Origin of the sequence: Sinorhizobium sojae CCBAU 05684 (assembly GCF_002288525.1) — a bacterium.
Taxonomy (GTDB): Bacteria; Pseudomonadota; Alphaproteobacteria; order Rhizobiales; family Rhizobiaceae; genus Sinorhizobium; species Sinorhizobium sojae.
Genome location: NZ_CP023067.1, coordinates 3,481,945 through 3,505,361, shown reverse-complemented (window position 1 = coordinate 3,505,361; position 23,417 = coordinate 3,481,945). Strand labels below are relative to the sequence as shown.

22 protein-coding genes and 1 tRNA gene are annotated in these 23,417 nt (G+C 64.4%); 13 read left to right on the top strand and 10 right to left on the bottom strand.

Annotation, left to right across the window (positions count from 1 at the left end; translation table 11 throughout):
- Positions 1 to 245 precede the first annotated feature (245 nt).
- A complete protein-coding gene (dnaK, locus tag SJ05684_RS16885; RefSeq protein WP_034853400.1) occupies positions 246 to 2,171 on the bottom strand; it encodes a molecular chaperone DnaK in 1,926 nt (641 codons plus the stop codon).
- 251 nt (positions 2,172 to 2,422) lie between these two features.
- Positions 2,423 to 4,636 (bottom strand): transglycosylase domain-containing protein, encoded by a 2,214-nt coding sequence (locus SJ05684_RS16880; protein WP_034853467.1) that lies wholly within the window; start codon positions 4,634 to 4,636, stop codon positions 2,423 to 2,425.
- A 664-nt stretch (positions 4,637 to 5,300) separates the two neighbouring features.
- Between SJ05684_RS16880 and SJ05684_RS16875 the strand changes: the two genes are divergently transcribed.
- From SJ05684_RS16875 to SJ05684_RS16865, 3 genes are all read left to right on the top strand, one after another.
- Complete coding sequence (locus SJ05684_RS16875) at positions 5,301 to 6,188, top strand: DMT family transporter (RefSeq protein ID WP_034853399.1); 888 nt, start codon at positions 5,301 to 5,303, stop codon at positions 6,186 to 6,188.
- Positions 6,189 to 6,313: 125 nt separating this feature from the next.
- Entirely contained in the window at positions 6,314 to 6,658 is a 345-nt protein-coding gene (locus tag SJ05684_RS16870) for a MarR family transcriptional regulator (RefSeq protein WP_034853398.1), read from the top strand.
- An 8-nt stretch (positions 6,659 to 6,666) separates the two neighbouring features.
- On the top strand, positions 6,667 to 7,521 hold the full coding sequence (locus tag SJ05684_RS16865; RefSeq protein WP_034853396.1) for a C40 family peptidase: 855 nt from the start codon (positions 6,667 to 6,669) through the stop codon (positions 7,519 to 7,521).
- 38 nt (positions 7,522 to 7,559) lie between these two features.
- Here the strand turns inward: SJ05684_RS16865 and SJ05684_RS16860 are convergent, their stop codons facing one another.
- On the bottom strand, positions 7,560 to 8,504 hold the full coding sequence (locus SJ05684_RS16860; RefSeq protein ID WP_034853394.1) for an AEC family transporter: 945 nt from the start codon (positions 8,502 to 8,504) through the stop codon (positions 7,560 to 7,562).
- 191 nt (positions 8,505 to 8,695) lie between these two features.
- On the opposite strand from SJ05684_RS16860, the gene SJ05684_RS16855 reads away from it, so the two are divergent.
- The gene (locus tag SJ05684_RS16855) at positions 8,696 to 8,971 is read left to right on the top strand and encodes a BON domain-containing protein (protein ID WP_034853392.1); all 276 of its coding nucleotides are present in this window, start codon (positions 8,696 to 8,698) and stop codon (positions 8,969 to 8,971) included.
- 239 nt (positions 8,972 to 9,210) lie between these two features.
- Entirely contained in the window at positions 9,211 to 9,915 is a 705-nt protein-coding gene (locus SJ05684_RS16850; protein ID WP_034853390.1) for an SOS response-associated peptidase, read from the top strand.
- Positions 9,916 to 9,998: 83 nt separating this feature from the next.
- Here the strand turns inward: SJ05684_RS16850 and SJ05684_RS16845 are convergent.
- Positions 9,999 to 10,088 (bottom strand) — tRNA-Ser (locus SJ05684_RS16845).
- Between the two features lie 253 nt (positions 10,089 to 10,341).
- Here SJ05684_RS16845 and SJ05684_RS16840 point away from each other — a divergent pair.
- The 3 genes from SJ05684_RS16840 to SJ05684_RS16830 all read left to right on the top strand — a co-directional run bounded on the left by SJ05684_RS16840 (position 10,342) and on the right by SJ05684_RS16830 (position 12,573).
- Positions 10,342 to 10,659, top strand: a complete 318-nt coding sequence (locus tag SJ05684_RS16840) for a hypothetical protein (protein ID WP_034853388.1) — start codon at positions 10,342 to 10,344, stop codon at positions 10,657 to 10,659.
- A gap of 73 nt (positions 10,660 to 10,732) precedes the next feature.
- A complete protein-coding gene (gene msrA / locus SJ05684_RS16835) occupies positions 10,733 to 11,383 on the top strand; it encodes a peptide-methionine (S)-S-oxide reductase MsrA (protein WP_034853387.1) in 651 nt (216 codons plus the stop codon).
- A 200-nt stretch (positions 11,384 to 11,583) separates the two neighbouring features.
- Positions 11,584 to 12,573 (top strand): BMP family lipoprotein, encoded by a 990-nt coding sequence (locus tag SJ05684_RS16830; RefSeq protein WP_034853385.1) that lies wholly within the window; start codon positions 11,584 to 11,586, stop codon positions 12,571 to 12,573.
- Positions 12,574 to 12,673: 100 nt separating this feature from the next.
- Here the strand turns inward: SJ05684_RS16830 and SJ05684_RS16825 are convergent, their stop codons facing one another.
- Together SJ05684_RS16825 and SJ05684_RS16820 are read right to left on the bottom strand one after the other, a co-directional pair.
- Positions 12,674 to 12,883, bottom strand: coding sequence for a SlyX family protein (locus SJ05684_RS16825; RefSeq protein ID WP_034853383.1), 210 nt, complete (start codon positions 12,881 to 12,883; stop codon positions 12,674 to 12,676).
- 64 nt (positions 12,884 to 12,947) lie between these two features.
- Positions 12,948 to 13,691, bottom strand: a complete 744-nt coding sequence (locus SJ05684_RS16820; protein ID WP_034853376.1) for a sulfate transporter family protein — start codon at positions 13,689 to 13,691, stop codon at positions 12,948 to 12,950.
- Between the two features lie 208 nt (positions 13,692 to 13,899).
- Here SJ05684_RS16820 and SJ05684_RS16815 point away from each other — a divergent pair, with 208 nt between their 5' ends.
- The 3 genes from SJ05684_RS16815 to SJ05684_RS16805 are packed head-to-tail and all read left to right on the top strand — an operon-like array spanning position 13,900 to position 16,918.
- The gene (locus SJ05684_RS16815) at positions 13,900 to 15,261 is read left to right on the top strand and encodes an amidase (RefSeq protein ID WP_034853374.1); all 1,362 of its coding nucleotides are present in this window, start codon (positions 13,900 to 13,902) and stop codon (positions 15,259 to 15,261) included.
- Positions 15,258 to 16,187, top strand: a complete 930-nt coding sequence (locus tag SJ05684_RS16810; protein WP_034853373.1) for an ROK family protein — start codon at positions 15,258 to 15,260, stop codon at positions 16,185 to 16,187. Before SJ05684_RS16815 ends, SJ05684_RS16810 begins: the two co-directional genes overlap by 4 nt.
- Complete coding sequence (locus tag SJ05684_RS16805; protein ID WP_034853372.1) at positions 16,184 to 16,918, top strand: copper homeostasis protein CutC; 735 nt, start codon at positions 16,184 to 16,186, stop codon at positions 16,916 to 16,918. The genes SJ05684_RS16810 and SJ05684_RS16805 overlap by 4 nt, the downstream gene beginning before the upstream one ends.
- 109 nt (positions 16,919 to 17,027) lie before the next feature.
- Here SJ05684_RS16805 and nagA read toward each other — a convergent pair whose 3' ends face one another.
- The 4 genes from nagA to SJ05684_RS16780 are packed head-to-tail and all read right to left on the bottom strand — an operon-like array spanning position 17,028 to position 20,881.
- A complete protein-coding gene (gene nagA / locus SJ05684_RS16795; RefSeq protein ID WP_034853371.1) occupies positions 17,028 to 18,188 on the bottom strand; it encodes an N-acetylglucosamine-6-phosphate deacetylase in 1,161 nt (386 codons plus the stop codon).
- Positions 18,185 to 19,207, bottom strand: a complete 1,023-nt coding sequence (locus SJ05684_RS16790; RefSeq protein WP_034853465.1) for an SIS domain-containing protein — start codon at positions 19,205 to 19,207, stop codon at positions 18,185 to 18,187. Before SJ05684_RS16790 ends, nagA begins: the two co-directional genes overlap by 4 nt.
- Before the next feature lie 28 nt (positions 19,208 to 19,235).
- Positions 19,236 to 20,000: a GntR family transcriptional regulator gene (locus SJ05684_RS16785; protein WP_034853369.1), complete on the bottom strand. Its 765-nt coding sequence runs from the start codon at positions 19,998 to 20,000 to the stop codon at positions 19,236 to 19,238.
- Complete coding sequence (locus SJ05684_RS16780) at positions 19,997 to 20,881, bottom strand: glucosamine kinase nucleotide-binding domain-containing protein (RefSeq protein WP_034853367.1); 885 nt, start codon at positions 20,879 to 20,881, stop codon at positions 19,997 to 19,999. The genes SJ05684_RS16785 and SJ05684_RS16780 overlap by 4 nt, the downstream gene beginning before the upstream one ends.
- A gap of 198 nt (positions 20,882 to 21,079) precedes the next feature.
- On the opposite strand from SJ05684_RS16780, the gene SJ05684_RS16775 reads away from it, so the two are divergent.
- Together SJ05684_RS16775 and SJ05684_RS16770 are read left to right on the top strand one after the other, a co-directional pair.
- Entirely contained in the window at positions 21,080 to 21,979 is a 900-nt protein-coding gene (locus SJ05684_RS16775; RefSeq protein WP_034853365.1) for an N-acetylmuramic acid 6-phosphate etherase, read from the top strand.
- 53 nt (positions 21,980 to 22,032) lie between these two features.
- Positions 22,033 to 23,292, top strand: coding sequence for an ABC transporter substrate-binding protein (locus tag SJ05684_RS16770; RefSeq protein WP_034853363.1), 1,260 nt, complete (start codon positions 22,033 to 22,035; stop codon positions 23,290 to 23,292).
- Positions 23,293 to 23,417: the final 125 nt, after the last annotated feature.

Here is a 23,417-nt window from a genome sequence, read left to right as displayed (position 1 = left end):
TGCGAATATCTTGCACAGGATTTAGTAAACCTGAAAGCGCCATACCATAGCCAAGTCGGGCGTCCGAGCGGTTTTTGTCGGAAATAACTCACTTTTGCGGCCGCCCTGAAGTCCCCCGCGTTTTTTCCGCCGAGCGAAAGTGGCTCCTACTCCTCGGCCATCGGCGCTCGTCTAGCGGCTTCGGGTACTTCGGGCAAGAGAAAAGCCCGGGATCGCTCCCGGGCTCCGTTTGCGGCAGGACGGAGTTATGCGGACCGCTTGCGGTCGTCCTCGTCCTTGACCTCTTCATAATCGGCGTCGACGACGTCCTCGCCATCGCGCTTGGCGTCGGCTGCCGCGTCGGCATGGGCGGTCTCGGCCTGCTGTGCTTCATAGATCGCCTGGCCGAGCTTCATGGAAACTTCCATGAGCGTGTTGGTCTTGGCCTTGATGTCCTCGGCGTCCGGCTCGGAAATCTCGACGGCGGCCTTCAGCGCCGCAATCGCGTCTTCGATCGCCTTGCGATCCGTTTCCGAGACCTTGTCGCCATATTCCTTCAGCGACTTCTCCGAGGAGTGAATCAGACTCTCGGCCTGGTTCTTGGCCTCGACCGCTTCGCGGCGCTTCTTGTCGGCTTCGGCGTTGGCCTCGGCGTCCTTGACCATCTGATCGATGTCGGCATCGGAAAGACCACCGGAGGCCTGGATGCGGATCTGATGCTCCTTGCCCGTACCCTTATCCTTTGCCGATACCTGGACGATGCCGTTGGCGTCGATGTCGAAGGTCACCTCGATCTGCGGCACGCCGCGCGGCGCCGGCGGAATACCGACGAGGTCGAACTGGCCGAGCAGCTTGTTGTCGGCCGCCATTTCACGCTCGCCCTGCGAGACGCGGATGGTCACGGCGGACTGGTTGTCGTCGGCCGTCGAGAAGACCTGGCTCTTCTTCGTCGGGATCGTCGTGTTGCGCTCGATCAGGCGGGTAAAGACGCCACCGAGCGTTTCGATGCCGAGCGACAGAGGGGTGACGTCGAGCAGCAGCACGTCCTTCACGTCGCCCTGCAGAACGCCGGCCTGGATGGCGGCGCCCATCGCGACGACTTCATCCGGGTTGACGCCCTTGTGCGGCTCTTTGCCGAACAGCTGCTTCACGGTTTCCTGGACCTTCGGCATGCGGGTCATGCCGCCGACGAGAACGACTTCGTCGATTTCGGCAGCCGAGACACCGGCGTCCTTGAGCGCCGCCTTGCAGGGGGCGATCGTCTTCTGGATGAGATCCTCGACGAGGCTTTCGAACTTGGCGCGCGACAGCTTCATCGTCAGGTGCTTCGGACCGCTCGCATCGGCCGTGATGAACGGCAGATTGATTTCCGTCTGCTGCGAGGACGACAGCTCGATCTTCGCCTTTTCGGCGGCCTCTTTCAGGCGCTGCAGCGCGAGCTTGTCGTTCTTGAGATCGACGCCCTGCTCCTTCTTGAACTCGGCCGCAAGGTACTCGACGAGACGCATGTCGAAGTCTTCGCCGCCGAGGAAAGTGTCGCCATTGGTGGACTTCACCTCGAAGACGCCATCGCCGATTTCGAGAACGGAGATATCGAAGGTGCCGCCGCCAAGGTCGTAGACGGCAATCGTCTTGCCCTCCTTCTTGTCGAGGCCATAGGCAAGCGCCGCTGCGGTCGGCTCGTTGATGATGCGCAGCACTTCGAGGCCCGCGATCTTGCCGGCATCCTTGGTTGCCTGGCGCTGCGCGTCGTTGAAGTAGGCCGGAACGGTGATGACGGCCTTCTCGACCTTTTCACCGAGATAGGATTCGGCGGTTTCCTTCATTTTCTGAAGGATCATCGCGGAGATCTGCGACGGCGAATAGGTCTTGCCGTGCGCCTCCACCCAGGCGTCGCCATTGTCCGCCTTGATGATCTTGTAGGGGACCATCCCCTTGTCCTTCTGCGTCGTCGGGTCCGCGAAAGTGCGGCCGATGAGGCGCTTGATCGCAAAGAGGGTGTTTTCCGGATTGGTGACCGCCTGGCGCTTGGCCGGCTGGCCGACGAGCCGTTCGCCGTCGTCCGTAAAGGCCACCATCGAGGGAGTCGTGCGTGCGCCTTCGGCGTTTTCGATCACCTTCGCGTCCTTGCCGTCCATGACGGCAACGCAGGAGTTCGTCGTTCCGAGGTCAATACCAATAACTTTAGCCATGTCGTTCTCTCCTTGCAGCGGACTGTCGGAACCCCGGTCAGGCATTCATAGGACAGCCCCTAACGGGATGGTCTTTGCAATTTGGCGCAGCCGGGCTGCGTCGATGCGGCGTATATAAGGACCGGCGTATCGGACTGCAAGGCATTCTGCGGCGTGAGCAGCGGCAAAAACAAGCCGCTTTTTACACATCTCCAAAGCCCAAATGCCAAAGGGATTCGCCGCCCGCACCGAACGGCAGGGCGCCCTTTCCGTCAGCCGCCGGTCAAAAGCTCGAAGAGGGTCGTGCGGCGGGTCGTGCCGGTCGCCTCGCCGACGCCGGCCGGCGGCACCGGGCCGCTGCCGCCCAGCTCTCCCGCCGGGCGCGTCTGATCGACCGCGAGCGCGCCATCGACGGGCGGAGGCTCCGGGAAAGCCTCAGCGTCGCCACCGGCAAAGCCATCCGGAAGCGCGCCGGCAACAGCGCCGCCCTGGTCGAAAACCGGCTGCACGCCGGCCGTGCCGAAAAGCGGCGAAGGCGACAGGCCCTCATGGGCGGCGACCATGAAATCGTGCCAGGCCTTGGCCGGCAAGCCGCCGCCGGTCACCTTCTTCATCGACTTGCCGTCGTCATTGCCGAACCACACACCTGTCGTCAGGTTGGAGGTGTAGCCGACGAACAACGCATCGCGGAAGGATTGCGTCGTGCCGGTCTTGCCCGCCGCCTCCCAGTCCGGCAGGAGCGCCCTCTTGCCGGTGCCGTTCGTCAGCACACGCACCATCATCTGGTTCATCTCGCTGACGATGGCCGGATCGAGCACGCGCGGCGGATTGTCGTATGTGTTTTCATAAAGCACCGTTCCGTCGGCGGTGGAAATGCGGCGGATGACATGCGGCGTCGCCTTGAAGCCGCCGTTCATGAACGGCGCATAGGCCGAAGTGAGCTCGACGAGGCTGACCTCCGAGGTGCCGAGTGCGATCGAGGCGTTCGCCTGCATCTCGGAATCGATCCCGAGGCGATGCGCAAGCTTCACCACGTTCTGGGGGCCGACCTCCATAACGAGCTGGGCGGCGATCGTATTCAACGAGTTGGCCAGCGCATCGGCGAGCGTCACCTCGCCACGATATTTCAGGTCGTAATTCTCTGGCGTCCAGTTGCCGATCCGGACCGGCGCGTCGTTGCGAACGGAGATCGGCGTGCGACCGATCTCGAGCGCGGCCGCATAGACGAAAGGCTTGAAGGCGGAGCCCGGTTGGCGCTTCGCCTTCGAGGCACGATCGAACTGGCTTTCTGCATAGTCCCTGCCGCCGACGAACGCCCGGATGGCACCGGTGCCGTCGATCGAGACGAGGGCTGCCTGCGAGACGTTGAGCTTGCCGCCCTCCTCTTCGAGCGTAGCGGCGATGACCTCCTCGGCCTTTTTTTCGAGCGTCAGGTCGATTGTCGTGTCGACGATCAGATCCTGCCTTATCTCGCCGATCATGCCGGGAAGCTGATCCATCACCATGTCGGCGACGTAATATTCGGCCCCCGACCAGAAGCTCTTCGCCCGCGGCGGCGTTTGCGACATCGCCGTCTTGATCTCGGCATCCGTGATGTAGCCTTCCTCGCGCATGGCGCCGAGCACCAGCTGCGCGCGCGCTTCCGCGGCTTTAGGGTTGCGCGCCGGCGACAATCGTGACGGCGCCTTCAGGAGGCCGGCGAGCACGGCCGCCTCGCCGAGATTGACGTCGCGCGCCGACTTGTTGAAATAGCGCCGCGCCGCCGCCTCGACGCCATAGGCGTTGGAGCCGAAGAAGACGCGGTTGAGATACATCGTCAGGATCTGGTCCTTCGTGTATTTATGCTCGAGCCAGAGCGCGAGCAGCACCTCCTGCACCTTGCGTTCGAGCGTACGCTCGGGCGAAAGGAACAGGTTCTTGGCCAGCTGCTGGGTCAGCGTCGAGCCGCCCTGGACCATGCGGCCACTCGTCAGATTCGTCAGCATGGCGCGCGCGAGCCCCAGCGGGTCGACGCCGAAATGCCAGTAGAAGCGCCGATCCTCGATGGCGATCACCGCCTGCGGGATGTAGGGCGACATCTCCTCGAGCGCGAGCGCCTCGCCGCCGGTCGCGCCGCGATTGGCGATGTTGTCGCCATTGACCGCGAGGATCTTGACGTTCGGCGGCCGGTCCGGGATCGTCCAGGTCGTAGCGCTCGGCATGCGCGCCCCATAATAGAGGACGAGCCCGCCGACGCCGATCGCACCCCAGATGCCGAGCACGATGCACCAGTAGAAGAGTCGGCGCACAAGGCCGAAGAAGCCCCCGCCGGAGCCGCCCCGGCGGCGCCCGCCGCGGGCCTCGCGCCGCTTCTTCGACGCCGCGCCGGGGCGCTTCGCTATCCGGCCACCGCCGCTCACGCGGTCGCTTGCGTCGACGCGCAGGCCGCCGTCCTCGTCGTCACCGAAGGAAGGTTCGATCCGCTGTCCTGACTTTCTGCTTGCCATGCCGGAAGGATATGTCCCTGGATCACGATGACGGTCAATCAAACGCGATCGCTTCTGATAGGTTGGAGCCGGATATGGGCGGAAAATCCCGCTATTCTTCATCCCTCTCCGACCGCCGGGCCGGCTCACCATTATCCCAGGCGATTGCCGGTTGCGCGCGGGCGCCGCGCCTGCAGTGCTGCCTGTCCTACATCCAATGAGACATGCAGCAGGCTCGGCCCGCGCCGATCCGTTGAACTCTAAATGCGGCAATTTAAGGGGAAGTTAAGAACCGGACCGGGGAAAAGCGCCGCAGGTTCAAGGCGTTGCGCGTTCTCCGAACCTTCCGCTGCAACGCGATCCGCCACACGCCGCCGGCAGAAACGAATCGAATCGGGAACCAGCCGCGCTTGCCGGCGTTGATAGCGCGTTGCCGATGTGCGCCCCGTGCAATGCTGCGATGCAACATTGGCACTGTTAAGTCAGGCGGAATGATTTATATTCCTCCTCATCGAAGCGCTGCTCCTCCTCCCGCGGCGCTCGGTGCCGGTCGGTTCACTCCTCCTCCCAAGAGCCGGCCTAGTTTAAAGACCCCGACGCCACCTCCTCCCGGCTCGGGGTCTTTTTATGTCACTTGGGCCCCAGGCGCTGGCCACGGCCGCGACATGCGTATATCGGCAACGGCATGAAATCCAAGGCAAACGGCTACGTCTTCGCGCTTTCTGCAATCATCATCTTCTCGGTTCAGGACGGCATCTCCAAGCATCTCGGCGCCATCTACCCCCCGGTTTTCGTGGCGATGATCCGCTATTGGGCCTTTGCCGCCTTCGCGGCCTACTTGGCGTCGCGTGCGCCGGGCGGGCTTGCCGTTACGGCGGTGACGAAGAGGCCGGCATTACAATTGCTGCGCGGAATGCTCCTGCCGGCGCAGATCGTCATAATCATCACCTCCTTCACCGTCGTCGGGCTTGCGCTGTCGCAGGCGATCCTGGCAGCCACCCCGATCTTCGTCGCGCTCCTGTCCATGCCCCTGCTCGGCGAGCGCGTCGGTTGGCGGCGCTGGACCGCGATCGGAGCCGGACTCCTCGGCGTGCTTCTGATCCTGAAGCCCGGCGAGGACGCGTTCGATCTGGAGTTTCTGCTGCCGCTGTCGGGGGCGCTGATGTTCGCGATCTACGTGATCGCGACACGGCTCGTCAGCCGCGACGACTCGGCGATGACCAGCTTCTTCTATACGGGCGCCGTCGGCGCTGCTTCGATCAGTCTGGTCGGCCCATTCTTCTGGACGAATCTCGCACCCTTGGACTGGGGCTGGATGCTGTTGCTTTGCATCACCGGCAGTGTCAGCCACTATTTCCTCATTCGCGCCTATGACATGCTGGACGCCGTCGCGGTCCAGCCGCTTACCTATCTGCAGCTCGTCTTCGCCTCGATCATGGGCGTCACGATCTTCGGCGAGACGCTGACCGCGAACATGATCGCCGGCTCGGCTATGGTCGTCGCCGCCGGGATCTTCACCGTTTGGCGCGAGCGCGTCGTCGCCAGGAGCAAGGCCGGCTTGCCGCCGCAGTGAGGGGCGAAGGGCGCTCGCTCTCATCCAGCTGAGAGTAGCCCGACCAGATTCGTATCGGGAAAGAAACGCTTGCGTAACGATCGGGCGGCTAGGGTGCCGATAAGAGGTTTACGCAGGAGTTTCCCTTGCCCGTCGAACTGACCCCCTCCCAAGCGCTGGGGCTCTGGCACGCGGTCTCGCGCGAGCAGGTGCGGATCGACAGCCGCGATCTCACGCTGCGCCAGATGGCGATCCTGCTTGAGATCTATCTGGTTCCGCCGCCGCACACGGTCCGGGGGCTTGCCGCGACCCTCGGGGTGACGAAGCCCGTAATCACGCGGGCTCTCGACACTATGGGCGCGCTTGGTCTCGTCGACCGCGTGCGCGACGAGCGCGACCGGCGCAATGTCATCATCAAACGCACCGTCGAGGGCGCGCTCTACCTTGAAAAACTCGGCGATATGATCATCAATCAGGGACGGAAACTGTGAGCCCAGCCATGCCCGGAACCCTCGATCGCCGACTTAATGCCTATCGCGAGGACCTTGCCGAGGCGCGCCTGCGCGGCCTGATCGACGCGAAGCGCTACGTCGAAGGCAAGCCGGCGACGGTTTCCGTGCCGGTGACGCCGCTCAGGGCAAGGCCGGACCTTGCCTGCGGCATGGATACGGAGCTGCTCTGTGGCGAGACGGCGCGGGTTCTCGACGTCGCCGGCGGATGGGCCTGGGTCAAATCCGAGCTCGACGGTTACGTCGGCTATGTGCCGCACGGCGCGCTGACGGAGGAGGCCCCGCCTCCCACACACATCGTCCGGGTGCCGCGGACCTTCGCCTATCGCGGCGCGGACCTGCGCTTTCCTCAGGCCTTCGCCCTTTCGATGGGAAGCCGGCTCACTGTCGTCGGGGAAACGGAAACGCGCGGCACGCGCTACTTCCTGCTCGACGACGGACTGGCGGTCGTCGCCCATCATTGCGCCCCGGCGGGGCATCCCGTCGCCGAAGATTACGTGTCGGTTGCCGCCCGCATGCTTGAAACGCCCTATCTTTGGGGCGGCCGTTCCGGCTTCGGCATCGACTGCTCCGGCCTCGTGCAGCTTTCCATGCTGATGACGGGTCGCCCGGTTCCGCGCGACACCGACATGCAGGTGGAGGCGATCGGCAGGCCGATCGGGCGCGAAGAGCTCGTTCGCGGCGATCTCGTCTTCTGGAAGGGCCATGTCGCCATCATGGAAGACGATCAGACATTGCTGCATGCGAACGGCCACACGATGACCGTCGCCCGAGAAGGGCTGGACGACGCCATCCGCCGGATCGGCTGGCTCTACGCTCAGCCGACGGGATATCGGCGGCCTTGAGAATATATCGCGTCCGCCTGTTCCGTGAGGGGCGCAAATCACATTAAGAGATAGGCCCAGGCGGAAACGCTGACGACGCCGAGCGCCGTGGTGAGCGTGATCGTCGAAGAGGCGAGCGCATGGCCGACATTGAAATGGTTGGCGATCAGCCAGGCGTTGACGCCGGTCGGCACGGACGAGGTCAGCACAAGGGCGGCGGTCCAGCTCGGGCTCAAGCCCAGAAGGTGGCAGGCGGCAAAGACGGTGCCCGGCAGCACCACGAGCTTCAGCGCGCTGGTGACGCTGGCAAGCCCGGTATTGCCGGCCAGACCGTAGCGGTCGAGCGCCATGCCGATCGAGATGAGCGCGGCGGGTGCGGCTACGGCGGCAAGCTGGTCGACGACGCTTTTCGCCGGCCCTCCGAGTGGCTGACCGAGGAGGTGAAAGAGCGCACCGAGGGCAAGCCCGATCACCAGCGGATTGCGGACAAGATTGCGCGCGACCCCCGCAAGCAGCCGGACGAGTCCTTGACCCGGCTTGCCGCTCGTCTTGCGCTCAGCGCGTTCCATGAACACAGTTCCGGCGATCATCATCACCGGCAGGTGTACCGAGAGCAGGATCGAAAGCGCCACCACGCCCTCCTCTCCCACCACGCGCGAGACCAGCGGTAGACCTATGAAGACCGTGTTGGCGAAGGCCGAGGATACGCCGGCGAGCACGCCCATGCGCTGGTCGCGCCCGAAACAGAACGTGGCGGCTAGATGGCCCAGGGTCCAGGTGACGGCGACACCGGAGAAATAGGCAAGCCAGAGCGGCCAGGGCGAACCCTCCCGGAAATCCGCCTCGGCAATGGTGCGGAACAGCAGGACCGGTACGGCGACGCGGAAGACGAATTCGCCGAGCGCCTCGCCGACGGCCGGTTTTAGATAGCCGAACCGGACCACCAGCCAGCCGGTCAGGATCAGAATGAAGATCGGAAGCACGTTCAGAAAGACTTCGGACATGGGCGGGCCTTGGTCCAGGAGGATGTGAAGGGATCCGGAGGGACGGGTGGAGCGCAGCGCCCGGAAATCGCGCCGAGGTTTTCACGGCAATAGCCCCGATCGAGCGGCGCGAGCAAGAGCGAAGAACAAGCGTCTCGCCCGGGCTCGGAACATTGGGGGCGCGCAAACGTTGGTTTTTATGGGGTTTGGGTATGGTAACGGAGCGTTCAGTTTATTCACGCGGAGACGACGACCCGCATTTGACCGGCGACGCGCTTGCGGAGAAGGTCGGACGCTTCCTTCGCTATGCAACCATGATCGACACGCGCGACATTTCCATCACCGCAATAGGTAACTGGGTCTTGCTTTCCGGCACGGTCGCGACGGAAGCGGACATCGCCTGCGTCGGCGAAGCCGCAGCTTCGGTGATCGGGGTCGCACGCGTCGACAATCAGCTGACGGCGCGCGGGGAAGAGGCGGAGAAGTAAGCAGGCGCCGGAACCGGAGTTCGCATGACGGAGAGCCGGGCCGCCGCATCCCCGGCTATGCGGTCTCGACCGGAACTACCTTCTATTGACGCCGCGCATCGTCGCGGTACCTCACCCCTTACAGCGCCGCGCGTCTTTTCAGACGCGCAAAGGTCACTGTAACTCTTTGGATCTGCGGATCGCGCTTTCCGAAAATCCGGTCCGATATTCGGGCCGATGCGCTAGAGGGAGGACGGCCGATGTGCGGACGCGTCTATATCAAGAGCACGCTCGAAGGATTGCTGCGCGAATTCTCCTTCGCCGAGCGGCAGGCCGTCGAGGGAATGGCGAACCAGCTTCCGCGCTACAACGGCGCGCCGTCGCTCACCTATCCGATCATCATCACCGACGTGGTGCGCGACCCGGATGTGTTCGGTCCGACCTTCGTCAGCGCGCGCTGGGGGCTGATGTCGCGCTGGATGAAGGCGACCGGCCGGCCGCCGGTCAATGCGCGCTGCGAGGGCATCGCGACCAACGGCCTCTTCAAGCACCCCTATCGCAGCCGCCGCTGCCTCATCCCGATCGACGGCTTCTTCGAATGGAAGGACATTTACGGCACCGGGAAGAACAAGCAGCCCTATGCGGTCGCCATGAAGTCCGGCGAACCCTTTGCGCTTGCCGGCCTGTGGAACAGCTGGCGCGATCCGAAGACCGACGAGGATATCCGCACCTTCTGCATCATCACCTGCCCGCCAAACGAAATGATGGCGACGATCCACGGCCGAATGCCGGTGGTCCTGCACCGAGCCGACTACGAGCGCTGGCTCTCGCCGGAGCCGGATCCCTCGGATCTGATGAAACCGTTCCCGGCGGACCTGATGACCATGTGGCCGATCGACCGGAAGGTGGGATCGCCGAAATACGACGCGGCGGACATTCTCGACCCGGTCGACCCAGAGAGTTGAGGTCCTGATTCTTTCGCTAAAGGTTCTGAGGCATCCCGCTTCGTTGGAGAGATTATAGCAATCCTGCGAAGCTCGAATCAGGATGGCGGACAGAGAGGGATTCGAACCCTCGATACGCTTTCACGTATACACGCGTTCCAGGCGTGCGCCTTCAACCACTCGGCCACCTGTCCATCCGTCTGCAGCCGGTGGTCAGTCCGGCTGGCTGGGTGCGCCGGCGAATACCGGCGGACGGGCGCGATATATACCGATGATGCGGACGGGATCAACTGGTTTCTGACAGATTATTGACAGCAGGTGACATGCGTGTGCGCCAGTCGGCCATTGCGCTCATCCGGCGGCCAGCCTATCTCTTGATGCAGATGCCGGATGCCCAGAACTCGCGAAATAGTCTTTCGCCGCGCGCCGGGCATCAAAGGAGGACGGATGCGGTTCTTGCTGCGCCTTTCAAGCTTTCTCGCGCTGACGGTCGCCGTGCTCGCGGGGACGGTCGACTCGATCCAGTCGGTGGCGGCTTCCGCGCCGGTGATGACGCCGCTTGGAGAGGGCATTGCCGTCCTCGGACCGGAGGCGGTCGATTGGGTGCAATCGCTGCAGCGCACCGATGCCGGACCGGCGATCTGGCTTGCCGCCCTGCATTGGCTGTTCATGCAGCCGGCATTTGCCGTGTTTCTCGCCATAGCCCTCCTCTTCTGGATGGCAGGCTACAGGAGGAAGCCGGCGGCGGGGCGCTTTGCCGCCTGAGAGGGCTACCGGCCCGCGCGACCCCCATCCGCATGTTTCCTGAGTGCATTCGGCGCATGAAAGGAGCCCCGAGATGTTTCTTATCGACATGTTCAACAAGAAAACCCTCCTGCCGGACGCCGAGACCGCGCTGCCCGGGCGCGCGCAGGAGATCCCGACCGCCGAGGCGCATTTCGTCTCCGGCCGGCCGCTCAAGGGGCCCTATCCGCAGGGAATGAAGAAGGTGCTCTTCGGCATGGGCTGCTTCTGGGGCGCCGAGCGGCTCTTCTGGAAGATGCATGGCGTCCATGTGACCGCTGTCGGCTATTCCGGCGGGCTGACGCCGAATCCGACCTATCAGGAGACGACGACGGGGCTGACGGGCCATGCCGAAGTGGTGTTGGTCGTCTATGACTCTGAGAAGGTCTCCTTCGCCCGGCTGCTCAAGACCTTCTTCGAGGAGCATGACCCGACCCAGGGCATGCGGCAGGGCAACGACATCGGCACGACCTATCGCTCGGCCGTCTATGTCTATGACGAAGAGCAGCTCGCCGAGGCGAATGCAGCCCGCAATACCTACCGGAAGGCGTTGAAGTCCTCGGACCACGTCCGTGAGATCACCACCGAAATCACGATGGCCGGACCCTTCTATTTTGCCGAAGACTACCACCAGCAGTATCTCGCCAAGAGTCCGGACGGCTATTGCGGATTGCGCGGCACCGGCGTCAGCTGCCCGATCGGTTAAATCGAACATCGTCTTAAGACGCCGGCCCTGCAAACGTCGTCGCAGGGCCGTCGGGTTTTTTACCATCCGAAAAATTTCGAGTGTTTTTTTGCCGAAGCCGTGCAAGGATGCGGCCACCCAAGCCTTACAGAAGAGGGGCGGGTTCCGCGGATGCCGCCGGAAAACCCGAAAACAATCAATTGCGACGACAGGGCTGCAAGATGAAAAAAACCATTCTCGGTCTCCTTGCTTTCTCGATGATGTCCGCGACGGCGCTGGCCGCGGATATCGAGCCGGCGATCATCTACGATCTCGGCGGCAAGTTCGACAAATCCTTCAACGAGGCCGCCTATAACGGCGCCGAAAAGTTCAAGGCCGAAACGGGCATCGAATATCGCGAATTCGAAATCGCCAATGACGCCCAGCGCGAGCAGGCGCTGCGCCGCTTCGCCCGCGATGGCAACAGCCCGATCGTCATGGCCGGCTTCAATTGGGCGGCATCGCTCGAGAAGATCGCGCCGGAATATCCCGACACCAAATTCGCCATCATCGACATGGTGGTCGACAAGCCGAACGTCAAATCGATCGTCTTCAAGGAGCAGGAAGGCTCCTATCTGGTCGGCGTGCTTGCCGGCCTCGCCTCCCAGACGAAGACCGTCGGTTTCGTCGGCGGCATGGACATCCCGCTCATTCACAAATTCGCCTGCGGCTATGTCGGCGGCGCCAAGTCGACGGGTGACGTGACGGTGCTCGAAGCCTATACGGGAACGACACCGGATGCCTGGAACGATCCGGTCAAGGGAGGCGAGATCACCAAGTCGCAGATCGACCAGGGCGCGGACGTGATCTATCACGCCGCCGGCGGCACCGGCGTCGGCGTTCTGCAGGCCGCGGCAGATGCGGGCAAGCTCGGCATCGGCGTCGATTCCAACCAGAACATGCTGCAGCCGGGCAAGGTACTGACCTCGATGCTGAAGCGCGTCGACGTCGCCGTCTACGATGCCTTCACGGCCGCAAAGGACGACAAGTTCGAATTCGGCGTCTCCAATCTCGGCCTGAAGGAAGACGGCGTCGGCTATGCTCTGGACGAGCACAACAAGGCGCTGATCACGCCGGAAATGCTCGAAGCGGTCGAAAAGGTGAAGGCGGACATCATTGCCGGCAATCTCGTGGTGCACGACTACATGACGGACGAGTCCTGCCCCTACTGATCACGGCGCTTTAACGGTCATGAAAGCCGTCGGCTCTCGCGGGCCGGCGGCTTTTTGCTGCGCGACCCATGGTTACCATTGAATTGCAGCACCAGAACTATCAGTAATGCGGCGGCCGTGTTACCGGGATCGCCTCCCGCGCCTGCTCCTCGAGCATCAGGAATCGCTCGGCCAGCCGGTCCAGCTTGGCCCGCGTCTGTTCCACGACCTTCCATTGCTCGGCCAACTGATCCGAAAGCTCCTCGATGGTCTTGGCCTGGTGGGCCACCGTTTCCTCCAATCGGGTGATCCGATCGTCTGCCTCGCTCATGCGGATTCTCCGTCTTCCGTTTCGAAACCGGCGCGGCCCCTCAGGTCGCTCACGGCGTGAAGCATCAGCCGCGCGTCCCGGCCGCGACGCGGCCGGCGACCGCGAAGCCGGGGTCACGGGCCGAGAGCATTTTATGCAGGTGCACCATCATGCCGGCGGCAAATAGCGGCGTCAGCAGGTTCAGCACGGGCACAGCCAGGAAGGCCGCAAGAACAAGGCCCGCGAGGAACACCGTCGCGCGATGCTTTCTGCGGAAGAGCCGCGCCTCGCCGGGCGCGCGGTGCCGCATGGCGGCGAATTCGAAGAATTCCCGCCCGAGCAGATAGCCGTTGACGAGAAAGAAGGCGATAAGATTGATGCCCGGCACCAGCAGGAGGAACAACGCCACCATGTTGCCGAGGATCACGATGCCTAGGAACTTCGCCGAGCTTACGATCGCTTCGGCGAGCGGCAGCGGCGCTCCCGGCGCCTCGCCGGGATAGTCGCGCTTCTCGACCACCTCGGCGACATCGTCGAGGAACAAGCCGGCGATCATCGCCGTCACCGGGGCGAGCAGCAGCGCCAGCCCCAAGGCGAGGCCGAGGCTGGCGAAAATGCCGACGACGAGGGTAAGCCATCCCGCCCATTCGGGTGTTCCGGGCAACAGCGCGTCGATCCACGGCAAGGCAAGCCAGGCGAACAGCTGGCGCAGCGCAAACCACAGCGCGACGAGTGCCAGAAGCGTGAGCCCGATCACCTTCCAGAAGACCGCGCGGGTCTCGGCCGCAAAGAGATTGGCGAAGGCCAGCCGCGCCGCATCCAGAATCATGACAGGTCTCCTCGAGACAAAATGGGTCGAACGCCATGTAGGCAAAGGCGAACGTCGCGACAAGACGCTTCGACAATCTACAGCTTCGACGCGGACAGGCGCTGGCAAACGCAATGGGTGGCGATATGTTAGGGGCAGTGAGACCGGCGCCGCTCGAGCAGGCTTAGGTGCAGCCTGCCACCCGGACGAAGGAGAGTAGGGAGAGACCATGACCAGCAAAAAGACGCTCGCGAGCCTCGCCGTCCTGGTGCAATCCGGCGACGTCGATCCCGTCGCGCTCGCTGAGGAAACGCTCGCCCGGGTCGAAAGCCATAACGACCGAGCCGTCTTCATCGAGATTACGCGCGAGCGGGCGGAACGGGAAGCGAAGGCGGCCTCCGAGCGAATCAGAGCCGGCCGGTCACTCGGCCTGCTCGATGGCCTTCCCGTCGCCTGGAAAGACCTCTTCGACATGGCCGGTAGCGTGACCACCGCGGGATCCGTCGTACTCAAGGACCAGCCGACGGCAACGGCCGATGCGGCGGTCGTGGCGGCATTGAGCGGCGCCGGCATGATCAGTCTCGGTCGCACCAGCATGAACGAATTCGCCTTCTCCGGTCTCGGCGTCAATCCGCATCACGGCACGCCGCGCAACCCCGCATCGACCGACGTCCATCGTATCCCCGGCGGCTCCTCCTCCGGTTCGGCGGCGGCCGTCGCCGCCGGCCTCGTACCGCTCGCCATCGGTACCGACACCGGCGGTTCGGTACGCATTCCGGCAGCGATGACCGGTGTCGTCGGCTACAAGGCGACGCGCGGCCGATACGCGATGAGGGGCGTCTTTCCGCTCGCCGGAAGTCTCGATTCGCTCGGCCCCCTGTGCCTGACCGTTCAGGACGCCGTCTGGGCGGATGCGGCCATGCACAGCCTCACCGCACCGGTGGTCCGCCGCGCCGAGCCTGCCGAGCTTTCGCTCGTCATTCCCGAAACCATCGTTTTCGACGAGGCCGAAGCGGAGGTCGTGACCGCCTTCGAGGGGGCGATCAAGAGACTCGAGGCCGCCGGTGTACGGATCCGCCGCCAGCCCTTCCCGAGCTTCGCCGCGATCTTCGACCTGATGAGGCGTCACGGCGCGCTGGTGAATGCGGAAGCCTATGCGCTCCATCGCGAGCGCCTCGACAGCCCCGACGCCGCCCGGATGGATCCACGCGTCGTCACACGCGTGCGCCTCGGCGAGAAAATCAGCGCCAGCGACTATATCGCCCTCGTCGAGGCACGCGAGCGGCTGATCCACGAAACGGCCGACATCCTGAACGCCGGCGAGCTGATCGCGCATCCGACGCTGCCGCATGTGGCGCCGCCGCTCGCGCCTCTGCTTGCCGACGACGAACTCTTCTTCAGGACCAATGCGCGGACGCTGCGCAACACGCTGATCGGCAATTTCCTCGACTTTTGCGGCATCTCCATCCCCTGCGGAACGGGTGCGGCCGGCATGCCGGTCGGCTTTCTCTTGTCGGCGCCGCATCACCAGGACGATCGCCTGCTTTCCGCCGCGCTTGCGCTCGAGGCGCCGATCCGGGGCGAGGTATGATCATCTGCTTCGACATCGGCGGTTCGGCGATCAAGGGCGCCATCACCTATTCGCCGGAACGCATATTCCCGCTGCCGCGGCGGGAGACGCCGCTCACCGACTTCCACCGTTTCGTCGGGGCCATGGAGGCGGTGATCGACGAAGCCGGTGGCCTGCCGGACCGCCTGGCGATCTCGATCACCGGCGTCATCGACCCGGAGACGCAACGGATCAAATGCGCCAATATCCCCTGCATCGACGGGCGCGAGCTTGCGGCCGAGCTCGAGGCGGCGCTGCATCTGCCCGTGGTGATCGCCAACGATGCCGATTGCTTCACACTTGCCGAGGCCGGCATCGGCGCCGGACGCGGCCACCGCATCGTCTTCGGCGCAATCCTCGGCACCGGTGTCGGCGGAGGGCTGGTGGTCGACGGTAGACTGATCAATGCCGTTGGCGGCTTTGCCGGAGAATGGGGGCATGGGCCGGTTTCCGCCCGCGAAGCCGGCAACCCGCCCGTCGCAATACCGGCCTTCGATTGCGGCTGCGGCCAGCGCGGCTGCATCGACACGATCGGCGGGGCGCGCGGCCTGGAGAGGCTGCATGCGGCCCTTCATTGCAAGGAACGCGCCAGCCAGGAGCTCATCGAGGCTTGGCGGCAAGGTGACGTCGAGGCGGCTCGCACGGTCGATATCTATGTCGATCTCGTCAGTTCACCATTGGCCCTGGTGATCAACATCACCGGCGCGACCATCGTGCCCGTCGGCGGGGGCCTTTCGAATTCCGAGGCGCTAATCGGCGAGATCGACCGGATGGTGCGCAGCCGGATTCTGCGCCGGTTCAGTCGGCCGCTGGTGGTGCGAGGCCAGTGCCGGGTGGAGCCGGGCCTGATCGGCGCCGCTCTGCTCGGTTTCGATCGGGACCATCTGGACGGGGGACCAAGAGCATGAAGGACATCCTGCTCGAGGTCTGCGTCGACGACGCGGAGGGATTGAAGGCCGCGGTCGAGGGCGGTGCCGACCGCATCGAGCTCTGTTCAGCACTTGCCGTCGGCGGCCTGACGCCGAGCGCTGGGCTGATGGCCTGCGCAAAGCCGCCGCCGGTGCCGGTCTATGCGATGATCCGCCCGCGCCCCGGCGATTTCACCTTCAGCCCAGCCGAGCTCGACATCATGCGCGGCGATATCGATGCGGCGCGCAGGGCGGGGCTTGCGGGCGTCGTGCTCGGCGCGTCGCGCCCGGACGGTCGGTTGGACGAGCGCATGCTGGTAAAACTCACCGGCCACGCCGCCGGTCTCGGCCTCACCCTGCACCGGGCTTTCGATCTTGTACCGGATTTTGCCGAAGCGATCGGGATCGCCGCCGAACTCGGCTTCGAACGCATCCTGACGTCGGGCGGCGCGAAAAGCGCACCGGAAGCGGTCGACACACTCGCCCTGCTCGTCGAACTCGCGGCCGGCCGGCTCTCGATCATGCCCGGCGCCGGCATCAATCCCGATACGCTCGACGCAATCCTGCCGCAGCTCGAGGTCAACGAGGTACATTCATCCTGCTCTGTTAGTGAGCTGGCTAACGAAAGGCGCGTCGTCGACATGGGCTTCGGACCGCCGGAGCGCCGCCGTACGGATGCTGCAATGGTCAGGGCGATGAGGGAGCGGCTCAGTGTGCTAGCCCGGCTATAGCGCGGGATGAGGAAAAGTGTACGCGGTTTTCCGCCCGCATCCCGCGCTAACGTCTTAGAATCGATCACGTCTATGATTTTGGGTCGCTCCGACCTGAAATCATCGTGATCTAGGCGGAATAGACGCACTCCCCGCCGATCCAGGTGGATTTCAGTTGAAGATCCGGGGCCAGCAGCACGAAATCGGCGTCGGCTCCCGGCAGGAGGCGGCCCTTGTGCGAGGCGATGCCCATGGCATCGGCGGGATAGGCGGAGGCCATGCGGAGGGCTTCCTCAACCGGCAGGCCGAGCCTTTCATGCACGAAACGGACGGAGGAGAGCATGTCGATATCGGCGCCGGCGAGCGTGCCGTCGGCGAGCGTCAGCCGTCCGTCCTTGCGCAAAATCTCGCGCCCGTTCAGGAGGAAGCGCGTCACGTCGGAGCCGATCGTCGACATCGCATCGGTCACCAGGAAGATCTGCCCCGGCCCTTGCTTGCCGCGAATTGCAATGCCCATCGTCGCCGGATCGACATGGAAGCCGTCGGCGATCATCCCCGCATGGAGTCTCCCCGTCGCCAGCGCCGCACCGACCACCCCTGGCTCTCGGTGACCAAGGCCGCTCATGGCATTGAAGAGATGCGTCACGGTGCGCGCCCCGGCCTTCGCATAGGCGCAGGCCGCCTCGAAGCCGACATCCGTATGGCCAAGGCTGACGACGACGCCGGCATCGGCAAGTGCCTTCACCTGCTCCTTGGTCGCATTTTCCGGGGCAAGCGTCACCATCAGGCAGCCGAGCGACTTCATACAGGCGAGCATTTCGTCCAGGTCCGGCTTTTCCATGGGGCGGATCAGCGATGGATCATGAGCACCCTTGCGGACGAGGGAAAGGTGCGGGCCTTCGAGATGCAGCCCGAGGAAGCCCGGCACGCCGGAGGCCTTGGCCTCGATGCCGGCCTTTATCGCTTCTGTCCTCACCGCGCGCGTGTCGGTGATCAGGGTCGGCAGCAATGCCGTCGTGCCGAACCGCGCATGGGCGGCACAGATTTGCCGGATGCCCGCAAGCGTCGGCTGCTCGTTGAAGAGGGCGCCGCCACCGCCATTGACCTGCAGGTCGATGAAGCCCGGGACGAGCAGGAGGCCGCGCGCGTCGATCGTCTCCATCTCGTCGGCGGCAGCCCCTGCAGGGACGATGGTCTTCACATGCCCCGCCTCGATCAGAAGCGCGGCGCCGTCGTGACAGTCGATGCCGTCGAAAATCCGCGCACCGGTGATTTTCTTCTTCGCAGTCATCGGGTCTCCGTTACTTTCTTGAGGCTCGCCGGGGCATCGGGATCGAGCCCGCGCGAGCGCGACCAGGCTTCGACGAAGCCGTAGAACGGCAGGATCAGCGCCAGCGCGTCGGTGATCGGGTGGCCGGTCCCGACGAAGGGCAGGCGGTTTGCCTTTGCTGCTCGCGCCGACGTGACACGCACGACGGCGCCCTTCTCGCTGAGACCGTCGGCGATCTCGGCGACCGAGGCTTCGGCGGCATCCCGGGCGGCGAGCGCCAGCACCGGGAAGCGGGCGCCGACGAGCGCGACCGGACCGTGCAACACTTCCGCCGCCGAATAGGCCTCGGCATGCATGCCTGACGTCTCCTTGAACTTCAGCGCCGCTTCGCTGGCGATCGCCAGCGCCGGTCCTCGGCCGAGCACATAGAGCGATTCCGCCTCCTCAAGTTCGGCGGCGAAATCCTGCCAGTCGAGCTTCACCGCTTCGGCAAAGCGATTCGGGAGTTCGGCCACGGCCCGCTTCAGGCCGAGGTCGCCCGTCCATTCGCCGAGCACGGCAAGGCCCGCGACAATGGAGTTAACATAAGACTTGGTCGCCGCGACGGCAATTTCGGGCCCGGCAAGAATATCGAGCGGGTGGCTGCAAGCGTCGGCGATCGGGGACGGCAGCGTGTTGGTAAGCGCGATCGAAACGGCGCCGGCACGGGTTGCGGCCTCGGCCATGGCGACGATATCCGGGCTTTTTCCCGATTGCGAGATGGCAATCGCCGCCGCTCCGCCGAGCTTCAATTCGGCGCCATAAATGGAGGCGAGCGAAGGCCCGAGCGAGGCTACGGGGCGACCGGCCGTGAGCTCGATCGCATATTTCAGGAAGAGGGCCGCGTGGTCGGAAGATCCGCGGGCAATCGTCACCAGAAAGGCCGGATCCTTGGCGCGAAGCGCCGCACCCGCCGCGGTGAGCGCTTTCGCCGAGCTATCGAGCAATCGTGCGGCAGCCTCGGGAATCTCGTCGATTTCTCGCCGCATGTTGGTCTGCATGATCAAAAGTCCTTTTCTTGCGCGCGGCTCAGCTTTCCGGGATCGTCAGTTCCGCGACAAAATCATAGGCGTCGCCCCGATAGAGCGACCGGGTGAATTCCACGACCCGTCCTGAAGAGAGATAGGAGACGCGCTCGATGGAAAGCCCGGCCGACCCGACGGCAACGCCGAGCATCGAGGCATCCGGGTCCTTGATGTTGCAGGCGGAGATGCGCTGCACGGCGCGCACCGGCCTCGCATTGACCTTTTCGAGCACGGCATAAAGCGAAGAGGCGACGGAGAGCGGATCGGGCACAAACTCCACCGAAACGCAGGCACGCTCGATCGCAAGCGGCATGTCGTCGGCGATGCGCAGCCGGCCGAGCCGCGCGACCAGGGCGTCGGCCGGAAGGCCGAGCGTCATCATCTCGTCGGGTGAAGGATGGAAGAGGCCCCGCTCCAGCCACTCCGCCCGCGTATTCAGGCCGCGACGCGCCATGTCCTCGGTAAAGGAGGTGAGGCGCGAGAGCGACTGCTCGACACGCGAGACCGGTCGGACGACAAAGGTGCCGGAGCCGTGGCGGCGCACCAGCAGGCCGTCGCGCACGAGGTCGTCGACGGCCTTGCGGACGGTCACGCGACTGACATTGGCATAGTCGGCGAGATCCCTTTCGGGCGGCAATGCATCGCCGTGATTGAGCTTGCCGGACAGGATCGCCTCTTCCAGCGACTGCCGGAGCTTGAGATAGAGCGGGCCGGCGCCCCCCGATTGCAGGCCTTCGACCGGCAGGATGGAGGCAAGCGAATGGCTCATGCGACAACCTCCGGCCGGGCTCCGAAGCGCTTGGCCGCAAGCGCGACCGCGCCGGTCAGCGCGTCGGCCTCGGCCTCGGAGAAGAGCGGCCGGTGCCGCTCGGCGAGCCAGGGCCGATAGAGGGAGGCAAGACCGCCTAGCAGACAAATCGTCTGAGCCCCCCGCGCGATCACCGCGTCGAGCGCCTCGTCCACCGTCGTCGCCGCCGCCTTCAACAGGCGCAGCGCGACCGGGTCGCCGCGCCCGGCGAAATCGAAGACGCGCGGCGCATAGCGACCGAACTCGCCGGGTTTTGCGAGCCGCGCGAAATCGACCACATCGCGGGGATCATTGTTGAATTCGGCGAGCACTGAATCCGTGAGCGGCGAGGCCGAATGGATGCCGTCATAGGCAAGCAGGCTCTCCTGCAGGAGCGCGTGACCGATCCGCGCGCCGCTGCCGTGGTCGCCGATCGTGAAGCCCCAGCCGCCGATATAGCTGACCGATTTGCCCCGGCGCGCGATGTAGATCGTGCCGGTCCCGAGGATCGCGACGGCACCGTCCTTGTCGCCCAGCGCGCCCTGCAGCGCAATCAGCCCATCGGATTCGATGTCGGCCTCCGCGAAGGGCAGCCGCCGCTTCACGTAGTGAACGGCGTCGCCGACATTATGTCCGGCGACCCCCACGATCGCGCAGGCCGCGGCGATGTCTTCGGGATCAAGGTCTGCGTCCACGAAAGCCGCGCGCGCCGCATCGGCAATATTCTGCAGCGCCGTTTCCGGATCGGTGAGAATATTGGCGGCACCGGATTTTCCGCGGCCGAGTAAACGGCCGTCCGGGCCTGCAACCGCCGCCCGGCAGCTTGTTCCGCCGCCGTCGATTCCGATGAGATAGGGTGTCATGGATACCTCCGAGCCTCAAGATACCAAAAAAATACCATTAACCAAGCCCGATTTCGAGCCGAGGTTTATATCGTGGATGAACACCTTGATTATATTTTACTTTTTTCTTCACGCCGCGCCCCGTTGGGCCAAAAGTTAAATTTCCGCTAGACAATTGGTATTTTTTTGGCATTAATTCAGGAAGAGGAGAACGAAACGATGCCGGTATCGAAGACCGAAGAGCGCCACGCCGGGGCCAAGGACCTGGATCTGATGCATCCGGCGCGTACCCTTCGCCTGCTCGCCGCCGGGCAACAGGCGGCGGCGAAGTCCGTCGATGGCGCTCTCGAGCCCATCACAGCCGCGGCTGTCCTCGCTGCCGATACACTTTCCACCGGCGGGCGGCTCGCCTATGCGGGTGCGGGAAGTTCTGGCCTGATGGCCATGGCCGACGCGCTGGAACTCCCAGGCACCTATGGCATACCCCAAGAACAGATCGTCATCCTCCTTGCCGGCGGCACAGCCAGCCTCGGCGATCTCGCCGGCGGCTATGAGGACGACACGGAGCTGGCGCGCGGCGACGTCCGTGCGGCCGGCATTACGGCCGGCGACTGCCTGATTTCCGTTTCCGCCAGCGGATCGACCCCCTATGCACTCGCCGCGGCGGACGAGGCGCGCAAGCGCGGCGCGAAAGTCGTTGCGGTCGCCAATAATAGCGGCGCGCCCCTGTTCGAAGCCGCCGATGTCTCCATCCTGTTGCAGACCCCGCCGGAGGTCGTCTCCGGCTCGACGCGCATGGGCGCGGGCACCGCACAGAAGATTGCTCTCAACATGTTTTCGACGCTTGTCGGCATCCGCCTCGGCCACGTGCTCAACGGCCACATGGTGAATCTGCGTGCCGACAACATCAAACTGCGCGGCCGCGCCGTCCGGATCGTCTCCGACGTCACCGGCGTGACCGCCGATGTGGCGGAACGGCTGGTCGACGCCGCCTCCGGCTCGGTTAAGCTTGCGATCCTGCTTGCCTCCGGGGCGAAGGACATGGGGCAAGCCGAAGCGGCACTCGCAAAGGCCGATCAGAATTTGCGCGAGGCGATCGCGATCGTCTCGCAGACGTGAAACTGGGACCCAGAACCGCGCCCGCGACGGCGCCTATAAGAGGGAGAATCTAAATGACCCGCACGACAATCAAAGGCCTGCTGCTCGCATCGAGCATTCTCGGCTCCGCCGGGCTTGCGCAGGCGCAGGACGCAACGCTGACGATCGAGAGCTGGCGCAATGACGACCTGGCGATCTGGCAGGAGAAGCTGATTCCGGCCTTCGAAGCCAAGCACCCGGGCATCAAGGTCGTCTTCTCGCCGTCCGCCCCGACCGAATACAACGCGGCGCTCAATGCCAAGCTCGACGCCGGATCGGCCGGTGATCTCATTACCTGCCGCCCCTTCGACGCCTCGCTCGAGCTCTACAACAAGAAGCACCTCGCCGACCTGACCGGCCTTGCCGGCATGGAGAACTTCTCCGACGTCGCCAAGTCCGCCTGGACGACCGACGACGGCACGACGACCTTCTGCGTGCCGATGGCTTCGGTCATCCACGGCTTCATTTACAACAAGGACGCCTTCGACCAGCTCGGCCTCTCCGTGCCGACGACCGAAGCGGAATTCTTCGCCGTGCTCGACAAGCTCAAGGAGGACGGCACCCACATCCCGATGGCGATGGGTACCAAGGATCTCTGGGAAGCCGCGACCATGGGCTACCAGAATATCGGCCCCAACTACTGGAAGGGCGAGGAAGGCCGGCTGGCGCTGATCAAGGGCGAACAGAAGCTGACCGACGAGCCCTGGGTCGAACCCTATCGCGTGCTCGCCAAGTGGAAGGATTATCTCGGCGACGGCTTCGAGGCGCAGACCTATCCGGACAGCCAGAACCTCTTCACGCTCGGCCGCGCCGCGATCTATCCGGCCGGCTCCTGGGAAATCGCCGGCTTCAACGCGCAGGCCGAGTTCGAGATGGGCGCCTTCCCGCCGCCGGTGAAGAATGCCGGCGACACCTGCTACATCTCCGACCACAACGACATCGGCATCGGTTTGAATGCCAAGAGCCCGAATGCGGAGGCCGCCAAGACCTTCCTCACCTGGGTCGCCTCGCCGGAATTCGCGGATATCTATGCCAACGCCCTACCGGGCTTCTTCAGCCTGAACTCGACTGCGGTGAAGATGACCGATCCGCTCGCCCAGGAATTCGTCTCCTGGCGCGAAAAGTGCAAGTCGACGATCCGCTCCACCTACCAGATCCTCTCGCGCGGCACTCCCAACCTCGAAAACGAGACCTGGGTGGCGTCGGCAAACGTCATCAACGGCACCGAGACGCCGGAAGAGGCGGCCAAGAAGCTGCAGGAAGGGCTTGAAAGCTGGTATAAGCCGGCAAAGTAACTCCGGAAGGGGCGCCTTCGCGCCCCTCTTTCGCTCCCGCGCGAGGACGGATTTTCGCGCGGTGAACGACGCCGCCATCAGTGTTGAGATGTCCTGCCGAGCCGGCTTGAGCGGACAGGAGATGC

What these genes read in the sequence shown, in the direction of transcription:
- SJ05684_RS16850 (WP_034853390.1), top strand. Translation starts at nt 9,211, where the DNA reads ATGTGCGGACGCGTCTATATCAAGAGCACGCTCGAAGGATTGCTGCGC.
- SJ05684_RS16875 (WP_034853399.1), top strand. Translation starts at nt 5,301, where the DNA reads ATGAAATCCAAGGCAAACGGCTACGTCTTCGCGCTTTCTGCAATCATC.
- dnaK (WP_034853400.1), bottom strand. Translation starts at nt 2,171, where the DNA reads ATGGCTAAAGTTATTGGTATTGACCTCGGAACGACGAACTCCTGCGTT.
- SJ05684_RS16805 (WP_034853372.1), top strand. Translation starts at nt 16,184, where the DNA reads ATGAAGGACATCCTGCTCGAGGTCTGCGTCGACGACGCGGAGGGATTG.
- SJ05684_RS16810 (WP_034853373.1), top strand. Translation starts at nt 15,258, where the DNA reads ATGATCATCTGCTTCGACATCGGCGGTTCGGCGATCAAGGGCGCCATC.
- SJ05684_RS16855 (WP_034853392.1), top strand. Translation starts at nt 8,696, where the DNA reads ATGGTAACGGAGCGTTCAGTTTATTCACGCGGAGACGACGACCCGCAT.
- SJ05684_RS16785 (WP_034853369.1), bottom strand. Translation starts at nt 20,000, where the DNA reads ATGAGCCATTCGCTTGCCTCCATCCTGCCGGTCGAAGGCCTGCAATCG.
- SJ05684_RS16770 (WP_034853363.1), top strand. Translation starts at nt 22,033, where the DNA reads ATGACCCGCACGACAATCAAAGGCCTGCTGCTCGCATCGAGCATTCTC.
- msrA (WP_034853387.1), top strand. Translation starts at nt 10,733, where the DNA reads ATGTTTCTTATCGACATGTTCAACAAGAAAACCCTCCTGCCGGACGCC.
- SJ05684_RS16820 (WP_034853376.1), bottom strand. Translation starts at nt 13,691, where the DNA reads ATGATTCTGGATGCGGCGCGGCTGGCCTTCGCCAATCTCTTTGCGGCC.
- SJ05684_RS16780 (WP_034853367.1), bottom strand. Translation starts at nt 20,881, where the DNA reads ATGACACCCTATCTCATCGGAATCGACGGCGGCGGAACAAGCTGCCGG.
- SJ05684_RS16840 (WP_034853388.1), top strand. Translation starts at nt 10,342, where the DNA reads ATGCGGTTCTTGCTGCGCCTTTCAAGCTTTCTCGCGCTGACGGTCGCC.
- SJ05684_RS16880 (WP_034853467.1), bottom strand. Translation starts at nt 4,636, where the DNA reads ATGGCAAGCAGAAAGTCAGGACAGCGGATCGAACCTTCCTTCGGTGAC.
- SJ05684_RS16830 (WP_034853385.1), top strand. Translation starts at nt 11,584, where the DNA reads ATGAAAAAAACCATTCTCGGTCTCCTTGCTTTCTCGATGATGTCCGCG.
- nagA (WP_034853371.1), bottom strand. Translation starts at nt 18,188, where the DNA reads ATGACTGCGAAGAAGAAAATCACCGGTGCGCGGATTTTCGACGGCATC.
- SJ05684_RS16860 (WP_034853394.1), bottom strand. Translation starts at nt 8,504, where the DNA reads ATGTCCGAAGTCTTTCTGAACGTGCTTCCGATCTTCATTCTGATCCTG.
- SJ05684_RS16775 (WP_034853365.1), top strand. Translation starts at nt 21,080, where the DNA reads ATGCCGGTATCGAAGACCGAAGAGCGCCACGCCGGGGCCAAGGACCTG.
- SJ05684_RS16825 (WP_034853383.1), bottom strand. Translation starts at nt 12,883, where the DNA reads ATGAGCGAGGCAGACGATCGGATCACCCGATTGGAGGAAACGGTGGCC.
- SJ05684_RS16815 (WP_034853374.1), top strand. Translation starts at nt 13,900, where the DNA reads ATGACCAGCAAAAAGACGCTCGCGAGCCTCGCCGTCCTGGTGCAATCC.
- SJ05684_RS16790 (WP_034853465.1), bottom strand. Translation starts at nt 19,207, where the DNA reads ATGCAGACCAACATGCGGCGAGAAATCGACGAGATTCCCGAGGCTGCC.
- SJ05684_RS16865 (WP_034853396.1), top strand. Translation starts at nt 6,667, where the DNA reads ATGCCCGGAACCCTCGATCGCCGACTTAATGCCTATCGCGAGGACCTT.